The 14,156-nt window shown below is 65.8% G+C and carries 13 protein-coding genes and 1 pseudogene; 4 read left to right on the forward strand and 10 right to left on the reverse strand.

Translation table 11 applies throughout. The features are described 5' to 3' along the window. Nucleotides 1–152 precede the first annotated feature (152 nt). Together VFA60_02185 and VFA60_02190 are read left to right on the forward strand one after the other, a co-directional pair. Nucleotides 153–602 carry a hypothetical protein gene (locus VFA60_02185; protein ID HZQ90583.1) on the forward strand — a complete coding sequence of 150 codons (450 nt, stop codon included), beginning with the start codon at nucleotides 153–155 and terminating at the stop codon, nucleotides 600–602. A 195-nt stretch (nucleotides 603–797) separates the two neighbouring features. Then, nucleotides 798–1,697 carry a Kdo hydroxylase family protein gene (locus VFA60_02190; GenBank protein ID HZQ90584.1) on the forward strand — a complete coding sequence of 300 codons (900 nt, stop codon included), beginning with the start codon at nucleotides 798–800 and terminating at the stop codon, nucleotides 1,695–1,697. A 232-nt stretch (nucleotides 1,698–1,929) separates the two neighbouring features. Here the strand turns inward: VFA60_02190 and VFA60_02195 are convergent, their stop codons facing one another. Then, complete coding sequence (locus VFA60_02195; GenBank protein ID HZQ90585.1) at nucleotides 1,930–2,133, reverse strand: cold shock domain-containing protein; 204 nt, start codon at nucleotides 2,131–2,133, stop codon at nucleotides 1,930–1,932. 530 nt (nucleotides 2,134–2,663) lie between these two features. Between VFA60_02195 and VFA60_02200 the strand changes: the two genes are divergently transcribed. Continuing rightward, nucleotides 2,664–3,548, forward strand: coding sequence for a YihY/virulence factor BrkB family protein (locus VFA60_02200; protein ID HZQ90586.1), 885 nt, complete (start codon nucleotides 2,664–2,666; stop codon nucleotides 3,546–3,548). Nucleotides 3,549–3,629: 81 nt separating this feature from the next. Here VFA60_02200 and VFA60_02205 read toward each other — a convergent pair whose 3' ends face one another. The 3 genes from VFA60_02205 to VFA60_02215 form a co-directional block, all read right to left on the reverse strand. After that, the gene (locus VFA60_02205) at nucleotides 3,630–4,553 is read right to left on the reverse strand and encodes an N-acetyltransferase (protein ID HZQ90587.1); all 924 of its coding nucleotides are present in this window, start codon (nucleotides 4,551–4,553) and stop codon (nucleotides 3,630–3,632) included. A 347-nt stretch (nucleotides 4,554–4,900) separates the two neighbouring features. After that, nucleotides 4,901–6,568 (reverse strand): glycosyltransferase family 39 protein, encoded by a 1,668-nt coding sequence (locus tag VFA60_02210; GenBank protein HZQ90588.1) that lies wholly within the window; start codon nucleotides 6,566–6,568, stop codon nucleotides 4,901–4,903. A 13-nt stretch (nucleotides 6,569–6,581) separates the two neighbouring features. Beyond that, nucleotides 6,582–6,857: a hypothetical protein gene (locus VFA60_02215; GenBank protein HZQ90589.1), complete on the reverse strand. Its 276-nt coding sequence runs from the start codon at nucleotides 6,855–6,857 to the stop codon at nucleotides 6,582–6,584. A gap of 322 nt (nucleotides 6,858–7,179) precedes the next feature. On the opposite strand from VFA60_02215, the gene VFA60_02220 reads away from it, so the two are divergent. Beyond that, the gene (locus tag VFA60_02220; GenBank protein ID HZQ90590.1) at nucleotides 7,180–8,832 is read left to right on the forward strand and encodes a hypothetical protein; all 1,653 of its coding nucleotides are present in this window, start codon (nucleotides 7,180–7,182) and stop codon (nucleotides 8,830–8,832) included. A gap of 91 nt (nucleotides 8,833–8,923) precedes the next feature. On the opposite strand, the gene VFA60_02225 is transcribed toward VFA60_02220, so the two are convergent. From VFA60_02225 to infB, 6 genes and pseudogenes are all read right to left on the reverse strand, one after another. Next, a complete protein-coding gene (locus VFA60_02225; GenBank protein HZQ90591.1) occupies nucleotides 8,924–9,892 on the reverse strand; it encodes a bifunctional oligoribonuclease/PAP phosphatase NrnA in 969 nt (322 codons plus the stop codon). Between the two features lie 60 nt (nucleotides 9,893–9,952). Beyond that, entirely contained in the window at nucleotides 9,953–10,315 is a 363-nt protein-coding gene (rbfA, locus tag VFA60_02230; protein HZQ90592.1) for a 30S ribosome-binding factor RbfA, read from the reverse strand. Between the two features lie 82 nt (nucleotides 10,316–10,397). After that, the gene (locus tag VFA60_02235; protein HZQ90593.1) at nucleotides 10,398–10,688 is read right to left on the reverse strand and encodes a DUF503 domain-containing protein; all 291 of its coding nucleotides are present in this window, start codon (nucleotides 10,686–10,688) and stop codon (nucleotides 10,398–10,400) included. Continuing rightward, nucleotides 10,688–10,945 (reverse strand): annotated as a pseudogene (locus VFA60_02240) (DUF5615 family PIN-like protein). Before VFA60_02240 ends, VFA60_02235 begins: the two are co-directional and overlap by 1 nt. 67 nt (nucleotides 10,946–11,012) lie before the next feature. Continuing rightward, nucleotides 11,013–11,243 carry a DUF433 domain-containing protein gene (locus VFA60_02245; GenBank protein HZQ90594.1) on the reverse strand — a complete coding sequence of 77 codons (231 nt, stop codon included), beginning with the start codon at nucleotides 11,241–11,243 and terminating at the stop codon, nucleotides 11,013–11,015. Nucleotides 11,244–11,283: 40 nt separating this feature from the next. Next, nucleotides 11,284–14,049, reverse strand: coding sequence for a translation initiation factor IF-2 (gene infB, locus VFA60_02250; GenBank protein HZQ90595.1), 2,766 nt, complete (start codon nucleotides 14,047–14,049; stop codon nucleotides 11,284–11,286). Between the last annotated feature and the right edge of the window lie 107 nt (nucleotides 14,050–14,156).

Here is a 14,156-nt window from a genome sequence, read left to right on the forward strand (position 1 = left end):
GACTGACTGACGAACTCCATCCTGACCGCTGGTCATTTTTCTCCCATGCCCGAGCACTTTCTACACACCTGATTCTTAATCAAGTCTAATGAAATCATCAGGTTAGCTTTGGAACGAGCCCTGCTTTTATACCCGGCTGTTGGGAGGAAACCATGAAACCCAGGTTGATGCGCACCGTAATCGCAACCTCTTTGCTGACCGCGCTGCTGGGAACGGCGCTGGCGATGTACGTGCCGCGTCTCTCCGACAATCTCACGGCCAGCAATGGGCCGGTCACTTTGCAGCCCACGCAGACGGCCGTGGCGCAGAATGCCGCCCCGGCGCAACCGGTCCGGCGCGCTCGCCGCACCTACGGCAACAACGCGTACAGCGACTCGAACTACTCGAACCAGGCTTACGCGAATGACGTGCAGCGCGACGCCTACGGCGAGCCGGTCCGCCGCAGCCGCTCCACGCGTGACTCAGTCCTGATCGTGGCCGGATCGGCCGGCGCCGGCGCGGCCATCGGCGCGCTCGCTGGCGGCGGCAAGGGCGCAGCCATCGGCGCACTCGCCGGCGGCGTGGGCGGCCTAGTCTATGACCGGATCACCGCACACAAGTAAGCGCGCTCTTCGAAACTCAGAGGCCCGGACCCCGGTCCGGGCCTTTTCTTCTTGCGACCATCCTTCGTAACCGCGGAGACACGGAGCCGCGGAGAAGACCAATCGCAAATTCCTTCTTTGTTTTTCTCCGCGCCTCAGCGTCTCCGCGGTTAGGCGTGTCGCCTTGGCGCTGTGGCGATTTACACTGAATCACGCATGCCCGAAGGCGTCGCGCATATCACCGACTTCCCTGCCGCCTGGCCGGGCCGCGCGGCCGGCGTGTGCCGCCAGCTCGAGGCCGGCGCCATCCTTTATCTCACCGGCATTCCCTTCGACTTCCCTCAGGCGGACATCGACTTCCTGCTCTCGCAGCGGCGCGGCGAGTCGCGCATTCACAAGAACGTCTCGTACCGCCCCGCCCAGGACGTGCTGCGCGGCGCCGGCGTTGAGGGTGATGACCTGGCCCGCCTGCACGCGGTGATGCGCGGCTACTCCAGGGCCGTGGCCGAGTTCACCGCGCGCCTGCTCGCGCCCTACGCCGGCCGCTGGACTCTGGACTACGCCAGCTTCCGTCCGCTGGAGGAAGAAGGACGCGGCCTGCCGCTGCACAAGCGCAACGACCTGCTGCACGTCGACGCCTTCCCCAGCCGCCCCACGCGCGGCGCCCGCATCCTGCGCGTGTTCACCAACATCGGTCCCAGGCCGCGCGTGTGGCTCACCGCCCAGCGTTTCCCGGAGCTGGCGCGCGAGTTCGCCGAGAGCGCCGGTCTGCGCCGCTTCGCCGACTCCGGCGCCGGGGCCCTGGCGCCGCTGCAACGCGCGCTGCGCGCCCTTGGCCTGCCGGTCACCGAGCGCAGCGCCTACGACCGCTTCATGCTGCGCTTCCACGACTGGCTGAAGGAGAACTCGGCCTTCCAGGCGCGGCCGTCGAAGATCAGGACTGAATTCCCTCCGCTCTCCACGTGGCTCGTAATGACCGACACCGTCCCCCACGCTGTCCTTTCCGGACAGTACGCGCTCGAGCAGACGTTCATCGTGCCCGTGGACGCGTTGCAGGCGCCCGAGTCGGCGCCCATCAGAGTGCTCGAGAAAATCGCCGGACGCGCGATGGCTTGACAGCGGCACTCAGCATTCAGCCCAGCAACCACTGCCGAATTGCGGAACTGCCGAATTTGAAAGGCGATGTGCGCGCGGCAGGTTTTTCAATTCGGCAATTCCGCGCTTCGGCAATTCGGCGATTGGTGGGGGCTGAATGCTAAGTGCTGACTGCTGAGTGCTGCTCTTCAACAAAAAACCCTCTCACTTCCGCGAGAGGGCTAAAGAATGGCTCGGCGTTACGTTCGTTCGGCTAGACGCGCACCACGTTCGCCGCCTGGAAACCTTTCGGTCCCTTCAGCAGGTCGAATTCCACGGTCTCGCCCTCGTTCAGGGAGCGATAACCGTTCTCCTGTATGGCGGAGAAGTGCACGAACACGTCTTCGCCGGAGGAACGCTGGATAAAGCCATAGCCTTTGGCCCCGTTAAACCACTTCACTGTTCCCTTCTCTCTCACGAAATGGCTCCTTTCGCTTCTGGTTGGAAGGGTCCGACAGCGCGTGGCCGGCCGCGATCTGTCTCGGCCTGCCTGCTGCGCGTCGGACTGGTTAAACCCCTGCGGCGGTGCAAAACCAATGTCCCCGAAAACACGAAGGCCGCTCCGGTGGCCGCTGCACGCGATGGTCGCGCGATCCGGCGGCTCGCCGGGCGGCGCCGTCCTCCAGGCACGCTCTAATTTCTGCTGATTCCGCCAACACTGAACCCTGTTCCGCTCCGCCGGTTCTTTCGGCGAAACTCGCGCCGCCAATGGGCCGCGAGCAGCGCATCATATTCAGGAACACTGCTGCGCGCAAGAGATTTTGGGACGTGATCAGTTTGAGACGGATTGCGCCAGAGCAAGCTCGCGATCTGAGTGTGTGCCAGGGCGCCCCACGCTCACGCCGCGTTCCGTGCGGCGTCAACGCGGGGAGCGACCGCACAAGCGGAGACACACTTGGCGGCATTCATTCTTCATTTGGCATTCTTCACTCTGCATTTGCCGTTACCATGATCTTAGTGCCTCCTGCCTCGCCGCAACCCGCTCCCAACCAGCGCCGGCCTTGGCCGGGACTGCTGCCGCTGCTGGCCGGCGCGTTGCGTCGTCGTGGCCCTGCTACCATCCGCTACCTCACCCAGATCGAGGTCCACACCTTCGCGTTCTCGGTGGCGGCCAACGCCATCCTGTCGTTTTTCCCGTTTGTGCTGCTGCTGCTCACGCTCACGCGCAACGTCTTTCACTCGCCGGCCATGACCAACGTGGTGCTCGACCTGATGCGCGACAACCTGCCCACCGGCCAGGAATTCGTGGTGCGCAACGTGCGCTACCTGGCCGGCGCGCGCCGCGGCATCGAGATCGCCTCGCTGGCCATCTTGCTGATCACCTCCACCGGCGTGTTTCTACCGCTCGAAGTGGCGCTCAACCGCGTGTGGGGATTTCCGAAAAACCGCAGCTACCTGCTCAACCAGCTCGTCTCGCTCGGACTGGCCTTCGTCGCTGGACTGCTGGCGCTGCTCTCGGTGGCGCTCACCGCCGGCAATCAGCGCGCGCTGGTCTTTCTCATGGGTGGATACGAGGGTTTTCTGTTCCGCGTCGTCGCCTACCTGGTGATGAAGTTCATCGCCATTGTGGCCAGCATTGCCATCTTCTTCCTCATTTACTGGTTGCTGCCCAACGGCAAAGTCCCGCCGCGCGCGGTGGTCCCGGCGGCGATCATCGCCGGAATGCTGTGGGAACTCTCCAAGCACGCCTACATCGGGGCTCTGCCCTGGCTGAATTTTCAGGAGGTGTACGGCCCGTTTTCGATCTCGGTCACGCTCATGTTCTGGGCGTTCATCTCGGGGCTGATCTTGCTGGGTGGCGCGCACCTCTCGGCCGAGGAAAAACAAAGCTAACTTCGTGGCCTTCGCGCGGCCTTTGTGGCCTTTGGGGTTGGCTTTTGCTGTTGCCTTTCGTTACCCGATGACCCGATCCCTTCATCCTTCCCACACGAACGCATCGAACACGCGCTTCACGTCAAACCCGATGCGGTTGTAAAGCTCCACCGCGCGCGTGTTGGCCTGCGTGACGGTGAGCGAGAGCGCGGCGAAGGTCCGCCGCCGCAGCGCCGCGCACGTCGCCCCGATCAGCGCTTCGCCGATCTTCCGCCCGCGATGCTCGGGCAGCACGCACACCTGCGTCACGTGCCCCACGTCGCTCTTCACCCGCGAGCACAAAATGAGCCCCGCCTGGGTGCGCGTGGGCTTGTGAATCGCCACGAACGACGCGTCAGGATCAAACGTGCCGCAGCCCGGAAAGCGCACGATGTTGTTGAGGAAGCGCAGCGAGCCGCTCACCGTGCGGTACTGGTCGTTGATGTCGGAATCCACGTGCCCGCGATACGCGGACGTGATCAGCGTGGCCGCCGCCTGGAAGTCCTGCTCCGACCACTTGCGGATCTCGAACTCCGCCGGGGCGGTCGGCGGCACGCGCGGCGGCGCGCCTTCTCCGCGCAGCGGCAGCGCCATGAACAGGCGAGGATGCCGCCGGAATCCTTCGTTCAGAAATGGCTGCGACACCGCGCCGGTATCGTGCACCAGCAGTTGCGCCTCGATGCGATGGATGCCCGGCGACTGCTGCAGCGTCTCGATCACGTGCGCCAGCAGCTTGTGCTCGGTGAGCGGCCGCCCGTTGCCCGACGGACCGAGCTTGCCGTCGGTCACGAACATGTCGCCGATCACGCCCTTGCTGCCCTCGTACACGAAGAACGCGTACCCGAACACGCGGCGGCTGTCCACGGCGGCGTATCCGGGCAGAATCTTCGCGTCCACGTAGCGGAGAATCATCTCCGCCGAGCTGCTGTAGTCCCACGAGAGCAGGCGCGACCACACCTGCGACTCCTGGTCCAGCAGCGGACGCAAATCTCCGGACGAAAAATGCCTTAGGTCGAGTATTTCCACCGCTTGCCCCCGCGGGCAGCGGCCGCGCGAAAATTTCGCGGCCGTTCCGGCGCGCCGTAAGGGCCGCTTGCGCCCGCCGCGCGCCACACCCGCATGGATGGCCCACGCGCGCGCTTTTCTCAGTCTATGTCTGTGGAAACACCGAAGCAATCGGCGGGATGCGGCAAGGCACGCATCCGGCGAGGCACTTCCATCGCGGGTAAACCGGCGCTTGGCGGTTGGCCGTTGGCATTTTGCCACTTGGGAATTTGCTCTGCCGGAAACCGGTTTAGCCAGGAGCTAAGCGCCAAGCGCCAATTGCTTCTTTTTCAGTGCTGGTGCGCCGCCGAGCCCGGCGGACCGATCCAGTAGAACTCCAGTCCCTGCGGCAGGTACTCGCCGACGTGCGACACGCGCCGCCCCGCAAGCAGAATGTCGAGCTCCGGCTGCGAGCCCTCGCGCGCCACCAGCAAATGCTCGCCGGGAGGAATCTCGGCCCGATCGTAGCTGGCGATTTTCGCGTTGCGATAGAAGTTCAACCCGTACTCCACCTGGCGGCGCACGTGCAGCACCGCAATGGATTTCGCGCCCTGATCAATGTTGGTCAGCTCGCGCGCGACCGGGCGCGCCGACTGCGTCGCGTCAATCGCCGGCCCCGCCCAGCGCACCACCACCGCCAGCGCCACGACCACCGCTGCCAGCGTCGCGAAGCGCAGCATGCGCAAACCCTGGGCGCGCAGCGTGAAGAACACGCCCGACCACACGATGATCGCGGCCACCACCATCAACGCCAGCATTGGCGGACGGACCACCACGTGTCCGCGGGTCACCGCAGCGTAGGGCGCGGCGATGGCCAGCACGACAAGCGCAGCGCACAGCGCCGCGTGCAACGCCAGCACGCCGGTACGGCCGCGGCCCGATTCGCGCCCCCAGCGCTCAACTCGCAGCGCCATGAACATCGTCCAGCCGGGCACGGCCGGCAGAATGTATCCGGGAAGCTTCGACTTCGACAGCGAAAAGAAGACGACGGGCACGAGCGCCCAAACAAACAGCAGCAGTTCTGGATCGCGCGCTGCTTCCGCTTGGGGAGCGGCGGGCGCCCCCGCCCGCCGGCGCTTCACGGCATCGACCATCGCGGCCACTGCGAACACCGTCCACGGCGCCAGGCACAGCAACAGCACAGGGACGTAATACCAAAAGGGCTGCGAGTGCCGGTAGAGGTCGGTCCCGAAGCGCTCCAGGTTGTGCTCGAGAAAGAAGACACGGAAGAACGTCCCGGTGCGCGCCTGCACGGCCGAGTACCAGGGCAGCGCCACCGCGCAGAACAGCGCGATGCCCGGCAGCCAAAGCGTGCGCCACACCAGCCGCCGCTCGCGACGCAGCACGGCAAAGATCACGATGATGATCGCGGCGAGCCCCGGCGCCACCGGCCCCTTGGCCAGCATGCCCAGCGCCATGAAGAAGTAGAACGCCGCCAGCCAGGTGCGTTTTTCGTGGCGCCGCCACGCCATCCACGCCAGCATTCCGAGGGTGAAATTCGCCGCCAGCAGCATGTCCGTGCCGGCGCCGTGCGCGAACCCGATCACCGCGACGGTGGACGCCGTCATCAGGGCCGCGTCCATGCCGGACGGCGAGTCGGAACGCTGCAGCTCGCCTTCCGATCGCCACACAGCCTCGCCCCGCACAAACAAATAAACTCCAAACACCATCACCGCCGCGCTGATCGCCGAAGGCAACCGCGCCGCCAGTTCGCTCACACCAAAGAGGCGATACGCCAGCATCGCCTCCCAGTAATAAAGGATGGGCTTCTCCAGCCACGGCTGGCCGTTCAGGATGGGGACGATCCACTCGCCGCGCGCCAGCATCTCGCGCGCGATCTGCGCGTAGCGCGGCTCGTCGGCGCCGGCCAGCCCGATGGCGCCCGCCCCGAAGACGAAGAAAAACGCGCAGAACGCCGCCAGCGTTCCCAGGTCGGTCCACAGGCTGCGCTTTTGCATGGAGTGATGCCGCTCAGGCTTTCGTCGCCGCCGGCGCCGCGCCGCGGCCGCGGCGTCCGCGCCACAGCGCATAGATGCTGATCGCCACCCAGGTCACTTCCAGCACCACGAAGCCGAGCTGAAACGGCTTGAAGGCAATGTAGGCCAGGATGCCCGAGCCGACGGCGTTGAGAATGTTGTACCAGGCGCCCGAGGAACTCATCCAACGGAACTGGTGTCCGGCGTATGCGATCAGGATCATGAGCGCGCCGGAGAACGACAGCAACTGCGTGCCGAGCGAGGGCTGCATGTCTTCATTCTAGCGGTGCTCGACTTGCGCGGCTTCGGCCGGTACCACAGTGATCACGCGACTTACGGTTTCGGCTCGATGACCTTGATCTCCTTAATCTCGGTGGCGAAGCGCCTGTACTCGCTGTAGAGAATGCCCAAGTCCAACCTCAGGTTCTCGAACAGGCCCGGATATTGCGCGCCGTTCGAATGGCGTTGCGCCCTTCCGTGCCCAGAGTGGGTTATAGTGGATGAAATCAGCGCTCCGCCCGCAAACCAAATCAGTGTCTGCCGCTTCCCAACCACAGCTTCAGCCCTCCGCCTCGGCATGGCTTGAAACCGCCGTGGGACGCCGCGTTCGGCTCGCCTTCCGCGCCGCGGCGCTGGTCATTGCGGGCCTTCAGGCCTGGATCGGCCGCCACGACGTGATGCTCGACGGTATTTCCTACCTCGATATCGCCCGCGCCGCTGCAAACGGCAATGTGAGCGCGCTGGCGAATTCCTACTGGAGTCCCGGTTATCCGGCGCTCACCGCGGTGGTGTTGCGCCTCTTTCACCCGCCGCTGCTTTCCATCTTCGTGGTGCCGCGCGCCCTGAATTTCGTTCTCTACTTCGCGCTGCTGGCCGCATTCGAGTTCTTCTGGCGCGAACTCGGCCGGCTGCGCCCGCCGCGGGACGGGTTCCCCGACTGGGCCTGGCACGTCTTCGGATACAGCCTGTTTCTGTGGATGTCGCTCTGGTGCATGGGCACGTGGTTCGTGGAAGCCAACATCCTGATGGAGGTTTTTCTCCTTCTCTCGGCGGCGCTGATGCTGAAGGTCCGCCGCACGATGCGCCTTGCCGACGGCGCGCTCTGGGGCGTCGCAATGGCCGCCGGGTATCTCGCCAAGGCCCCCATGTTCCCCGCGACCTTCGTCATGCTCGCCGTCGTATTGCTTGGCGCGCGGCGCACGATCCGGCGCGTTCTGCCGCGGCTTGCGGTCGCGGCCCTGGTGTTCGCGGCGATCAGCCTGCCCTGGGCCGCCGCGCTGCACGCCCGCTATCACCGCTGGACATTCGGCGACAGCGCCGCGCTGAACTACGCGTGGTACATCAACGGCGTGCGGATATGGTTCCACTGGCAGGGCGGACCTCCGGCCAGCGGCGTGCCGGCGCATCCCCCGCGCCAGCTTGCGGCGCAGCCGGAGACGTTCGAGTACGCGTCGCCGGTTCCCGGAACGCTCCCCATCTGGGACGATCCGGCGTACTGGTACGAGGGCGTGCGTCCGCACTTTGACCTGCGCCAGCAGCTTGAGACGCTCGTCTTCAACACCCGCGACATGCTGCCCCGGAGCCAGGTTGGCATTGTCGCAGCCTTCCTCCTGCTGGTTGTTTTTGCTGTGCGTGAGCGCAGGCTGCGGGCGATCTTTGCGGGCGCGTGGCCGGTGTGGATTGTCGGCGCGGCCGGTGTCGGCATGTTCGCCATCGTGCACGTCGAGGGACGCCACATTGCCGGCTTCCTGCTCCTGCTTTGGAGCGGGTTGTTCGCCGGAGTGCGCCTCGGCCCATCGGAGAATTCGCGGCGCGTGCTCATCGCGGCGGTCGTCATCGCGGCGCTCAGCTTCAATGCGCTGGCGATCGCCTCGGTCGCGCGCACACGCCGGCTTACCGCCGCTTCAGACCAGCGCTGGAGCCTGACGCAGCGCATGCCGGCGGCGCTGCAGCGAGCGCGGATCGCGCCCGGTGATCCCGTGGTTTCGCTCGGCGGCGAACTCTACTACTGGGCCCTGCCCGCCGGCGTCCGCATCGTGGCCGACATCTCTGCCGACGGCGTGCCGGCGTGGTGGAAGCTCGCTCCGCAAGAGCGCGACGAGTTGATCGCGAAGTTCAGGGCGTGCGGCGCCAGGGTGATCGTCGCCGGCCCCGGCGCGCTGCACGTCGGCCGGCTCGCGCGCGCCGACCTGGGCCAGTGGGAGCCGCTCGGTGATACGGGTTTCTTCGTTTTTCGCCTGAATTGATCGTTGTTTCTCGGCTCGCCGGTTCCCGGCGGGATGGTTCTTGCGGCCGGATCGGCTTGGCGCTTCACCGCCAAGTGCCAATTGCTCACTGCTACGTGCAGCTTCCCTGTTTTCTCGGCGGCGCGTTCGCCAGCGCCTGGCGTACCCGATCGGTGGCCTCGCTGAGCGGGCCGTCCAGCGAGAAGCCGCTGGCGCATTCGTGCCCGCCGCCGCCAAAGCCTTCCGCTACGGCCGCCACGTTGACGCGTCCCTTGCTGCGCAGGCTCACGCGCCAGCGCCCGTCACCCAGCTCGCGGAAGAAGACGGCGACTTCCACGCCGGCCACGCTGAGCGCGTAGTTCACCAGTCCTTCCGCGTCTTCGTCGAGAGCGTGGCAGCGCTCCATGTCGGCGCGCGTCACGTGCATGCACGTCACATTGTCGGAGCGATGCAAATTGTCGAGCGCCGCGCCCAGCAGCTTCATCTTCGAAAGCGGATTGGAGAAATACACGTTGCGCGCAATCAGCGCCGGGTTGGCGCCCAGCCGGACCAGTTCCTGCGCCAGCGCAAAGGTCCGCTCATTCGTGCCCGAATAGGCGAATGAACCGGTGTCGGTGAGCACGGCGGTGTAAAGGCAGGTGGCCACGTCGGCCGAGATCTTCACGCCGGCTTCGCATGCCAGCCGGTAAACCATCTCCGCGGTGGCACAGGCCGCGGGATCGATCCAGTTGATGTGCGCGAACGGCCGGGCGGTGGAGTGGTGGTCAATGTTGATGAGAAATTGCACTGCGGGATCCAGGCCTTCCAGCCGCGTGCGCTGCACGCTGTCGCATTCCAGGATGATGGCCGCCTCGTAGCGCCCGTTCACCGCGCCCGACTCGCGCACCTGGTCGGAAAACGGCAGCGGGCGGTAGATGACCGGGACAGGGTCGTGCATCACCACCTCGGCCTGCTTGCCCATGGCGCGGAGCACCTGGCAGCAGGCCAGCGCCGAGCCGATCGCGTCGCCGTCGGGACGCGCGTGCGAGGTCAGCAGGAAGTCGTCCCGCCGTTCGATTTGCCGGAGAACTTCTGTCAGCATCTTCGGGCCCCTGCGCCGGTCCGCCCCGCGCCGGACTCGCGCCTTGTTCCTGGTTCGCGCTCAGCGCTTGCGTTTGCCGGCGCGCCGGAGAAGTTCGTCAATTCTAGCGCCGCATTGTTGCGACCTGTCCAGTTCAAAAATTAATTCCGGTGATTGCCGCAGGCCAAGCCGCGCCACCAGTTCGCGGCGGATGTATCCCTTCGCCGCGCCCAAGCCGGCCAGCGCGCGCTCGCCCTCATCCTCTTCGCCGTGCACGGTCACGAACACCCGTACCGTCTTGCCGTCGCCGGAGAGATGGAAATCGCTCACCGAGACGCCCGCCACGCGCGGGTCGGAGAGCTCGCCCTCGACGATGCTGGTGACCTCCTCGCGCAGGGCCTCGGCCACGCGCGCACGATGATGCTGCTGTTGGCGATGTTCCATAGGCCCGCTGCTTGCTGCCGGCGGCCGGCTGCTCGCCTGGTTTGTTTTGGCCAGCGGCCGGCAGTAACAGCCCGCAGCGTGGCTAGTAGTATTCCACAAACGCGTCCACCACTTCGGCGCCGGCGTTGTTGGCCACGCGCGTGGCTTCGCGCTCCACTTTTTCCATGAGCCCGCGCAGGTAGTCGCGCGAGTCCGATATGCTGACCACCCCGATGGTGGCGCGCTGCCACGCATTGTCCGGCTCCAGTTCGGCGACCGAGACGTTGAAGCGCGCGCGCAGCTTGTCCTTGACCGAGCGCACCGCCTGCCGCTTGTCTTTCAGCGAGTGCGCCGCCTCGATGCGCAATTCGACCGTGAGGTGGGCAACCGGCATCAGAACAGCGTCAAAATGGGAACATGCGAATACTTCGCGAAATGTTCAATGCGGATCGCTTCGCGCCGAATCAATGCGTGCACCCGTGCTGTACTGCAGTTGCCGGTCCGCACGAGAACAATCGGAGGAAGGCTGAAACCCAGGGATGCGTGTTTGGGAATCCGGCGATCTTTGGTCACGATCACGAATCCCTGTTGCTTCGCATACTGCAGAACCAGAGCATCAGGCGACTCAGCCATGCCGAGTGAGAAAACATGCTGCGATCCGGGAGATCACTGAGGAGCTCGACTAACTCCGGCGAGACATTCTGATCGAACAGTAGCTTCAAGACGGCACGTACATGCTGCCACGGACCATCTCATTCACGAATGCAAGACTCGCCTGGATATCTTCGCGGGTCAGGTACGGAAAGTCGTGCAGGATTTCCTCAACTGTCATCCCCGATGCGAGGTAGTCGAGTACGTCGTACACCGTCATTCGCATCCCCCGGATGCACGGCTGCCCACCCATCTTATCGGGCTCGAACGTAATGACCTTCCGCCAGTCCACCGCCATACGCGCACATTCTCGCATGGAAAACCGCTACCTGACCAATCTATGCGATCGCTTCCGCCGCGATCCGCTCGGTGACGAACGCCTCGATCACGTCGCCAACCTTGACGTCGGCGTAGTTCTGGATCGAGATGCCGCACTCCAGGCCGTTGCGGACTTCGGCAACGTCTTCCTTGAAGCGGCGCAGCGACGCGACCTTGCCCTTGAACACCACCACGTTGTCGCGCAGCAGCCGGACTTCCGAATCGCGCTTGATCGAGCCGTCCTGCACGTAGCAGCCGGCGACCATGCCGACCTTGGGGATGCGGAACGTCTCGCGCACTTCGGCGCGGCCCTGGTAGGTCTCCCTGATGGTCGGTTCGAGCAGGCCCTGCATCGCCTTCTTCATCTCATCCTGCAGCTCGTAAATGATCGAGTGCAGGCGGATGTCGACCTTCTCCTGCTCGGCCAGCTCCTGCGCCTTCCGCTCCGGCCGCACGTTGAACCCGATGATAATCGCGTTCGACGCCGACGCCAGCAGCACGTCCGTCTCCGTGATGGCGCCCACCGACGCGTGCAGCAGCTTGATCTTCACCTTCTCGGTGGAGAGCTTGGTGAGCAGGTCTCCAAGAACTTCGATGGACCCCTGCACGTCGCCCTTCAGGATGATGGGCAGCTCTTTCACGCCGGCAGTCTTGATCTGCTCGGCCAGGCCTTCCAGCGATACGCGCGACGTCTTGGCCAGCGCCGCCTCGCGCGACTTCATCTCGCGATACTCGGAAATCTGCTTCGCCTTCTCGCGGTCCGCCACTACGAACTGGTCGCCGGCAGCGGGCAGCCCTTCGAGGCCGAGCAGTTCGACCGGCGTCGACGGCCCGGCTTCTTCCAGCGCCTGGCTGCGATCGTCGAACATGGCGCGCACGCGGCCATAGACGTTGCCGGCCACGAAGCTGTCGCCGGCGCGCAGCGTGCCGTTCTGGACCAGCACGGTGGCGACTGGCCCGCGTCCGCGATCGAGCTTGGCTTCCAGCACCGTGCCCGTGGCGGAGCGCTCCGGCGACGCCTTGAGCTCTTGCAGGTCGGCCACCAGGCAGATCATTTCCATCAGCAGGTTCAGGTTCGTCTTCTGTTTGGCGCTCACCTCGACGAACACCGTCGTGCCGCCCCAGTCTTCCGGCATCAGGCCGCGATCGGCGAGCTGCTTCTTCACGCGCTCGGGCATCGCGTCGGGCTTGTCGATCTTGTTCACCGCGACGATGATTGGCACATTCGCCGCCTTGGCGTGGTCAATGGCCTCCAGCGTCTGCGGCATCACCCCATCGTCGGCCGAGACGACCAGCACAACGATGTCTGTCACCTTGGCGCCCCGCGCGCGCATGCGCGTGAACGCTTCGTGACCCGGCGTATCAATAAACACGATCTGCCGGCCGTACGCCGGCGAATTCTTGTCCTGGATGGTGACCTTGTACGCGCCTATGTGCTGCGTAATGCCGCCCGCCTCGCCGCCGGCAACGTTCGTCGCGCGGATCGAATCGAGCAGCGTCGTCTTACCGTGGTCCACGTGGCCCATGATGGTGACCACCGGCGGACGCGGTCCGGCCGCCTGCGCCTCTTCGGTCGACTCGGCCTGCTGCGCCATCTCCTTTTCCGCCTGCTCTTCGAAGCTGACCACGTTGGTCTCGGCGCCGAAGAAGCGCGCCATCTCGCTGGCGAGCTCGGCATCGAGCGTCTGATTGATGGTGGCGAACACGCCTTTCGCGAGCAGCCGCGTGATCAGGTCCTTGCCGCGGATTTCCAGTTTCTCCGCCAGGTCCTTCACGCTGATGCCTTCGGTAATCGTGATGGCGCGCGTGATCGGCAGCGGCTCGGTGGAGAGCGAGAGCCGCGGCGGCGGAACGAAGCCCTTCATCGGCCCTTCCTTCACGCCGCGCGGAACGTAGCGCTGGCCCGGACGCCGCGAAGGCGCGCCCGGACGCCCCGCGGGACGCGCCGGCGACGGCGCCATCCCCGGGCCGCCCCCCATGGGACGCGGCGTGGTGGGATGCATCGGGCGCCGCTCGCCGGGACGCAGCGCCGGACGCGCGCCGGGCGCAGACGGCCGTGGACGCTGAAAAATCGGCTTGCCGGGCTCAGGACGTCCCGGCGCGCGCGCGATGGGCTGTCCCGGCGTCGTGCCTGGACGCCGCGCGATCGGCTGTCCCGGCTGCGGCGTGGGCGCCTGGTACACCGGACGCGGCCCGGTCTGCGGCACGATCACGCGCCGCGGCGGGGCCGCCGGGCTCGATGCTTCTGCTCGCGACCCCTCAACCGGGGCCGGCGGAGGCGCCTGCGGACGCACCGGCGCCGCCGGTGCTGCCGGCGCTGCGGAAACCGGTGCGGCGGACGCCGGTGCTGCCGGCGGCGCGCTCACCGGCGTTGCTGGCGCCGGCGGCTGTGCCGCCGCCGCGGGCGGCGCCGCCGGACGAATGACCGGCCGGGGCGCTAGGGGGGTCGCCGCTGGCGGAGCAGCAGCCGGACCAGCTGGTCGCGGCGCGGCCGGCGCCTGCTGGCTGATCACGCGCTGCACGTCGCCGGGACGCGAAATCTTGGAGAGGTCAATCTTGGTCTTGATTTCCGGCTCGCCGCCCCGCGAGGGCGCGCCCCGGCCGTCCCTGTCGCGCTCCGCCTGTTTCGCGAAGAACTGGCGCACCCGCTCGGCTTCATCCACCTCGATGGAGCTGGAGTGGGTCTTTTTCTCGGTCACACCGACCTGCGGCAGGACGTCAAGAATCGCCTTGCTCTTGACTTCCAGCTCGCGCGCCAGGTCGTTGATTCGGATCTTCGGCTGCATTCCCCGTTTTGTCCCTTCCGTCGAGTGCCGCTTACGTCTTCATCGCCGCCTCACGGACTTTGAGTTTTGCCGCTCTTTGAACGGCCCAATTCGCCGAACAAGTTCGT

The organism is Terriglobales bacterium, from assembly GCA_035651995.1.
Taxonomy (GTDB): domain Bacteria; phylum Acidobacteriota; class Terriglobia; order Terriglobales; family Acidobacteriaceae; genus DASRER01.

Coding starts and splice junctions, on each gene's coding strand:
- VFA60_02235 (HZQ90593.1), bottom strand. CDS start 10,688: ATGCCGGTTGCCCACCTCACGGTCGAATTGCGCATCGAGGCGGCGCAC.
- rbfA (HZQ90592.1), bottom strand. CDS start 10,315: ATGGAACATCGCCAACAGCAGCATCATCGTGCGCGCGTGGCCGAGGCC.
- VFA60_02190 (HZQ90584.1), top strand. CDS start 798: ATGCCCGAAGGCGTCGCGCATATCACCGACTTCCCTGCCGCCTGGCCG.
- VFA60_02215 (HZQ90589.1), bottom strand. CDS start 6,857: ATGCAGCCCTCGCTCGGCACGCAGTTGCTGTCGTTCTCCGGCGCGCTC.
- VFA60_02245 (HZQ90594.1), bottom strand. CDS start 11,243: ATGGCGGTGGACTGGCGGAAGGTCATTACGTTCGAGCCCGATAAGATG.
- VFA60_02185 (HZQ90583.1), top strand. CDS start 153: ATGAAACCCAGGTTGATGCGCACCGTAATCGCAACCTCTTTGCTGACC.
- VFA60_02225 (HZQ90591.1), bottom strand. CDS start 9,892: ATGCTGACAGAAGTTCTCCGGCAAATCGAACGGCGGGACGACTTCCTG.
- infB (HZQ90595.1), bottom strand. CDS start 14,049: ATGCAGCCGAAGATCCGAATCAACGACCTGGCGCGCGAGCTGGAAGTC.
- VFA60_02210 (HZQ90588.1), bottom strand. CDS start 6,568: ATGCAAAAGCGCAGCCTGTGGACCGACCTGGGAACGCTGGCGGCGTTC.
- VFA60_02200 (HZQ90586.1), top strand. CDS start 2,664: ATGATCTTAGTGCCTCCTGCCTCGCCGCAACCCGCTCCCAACCAGCGC.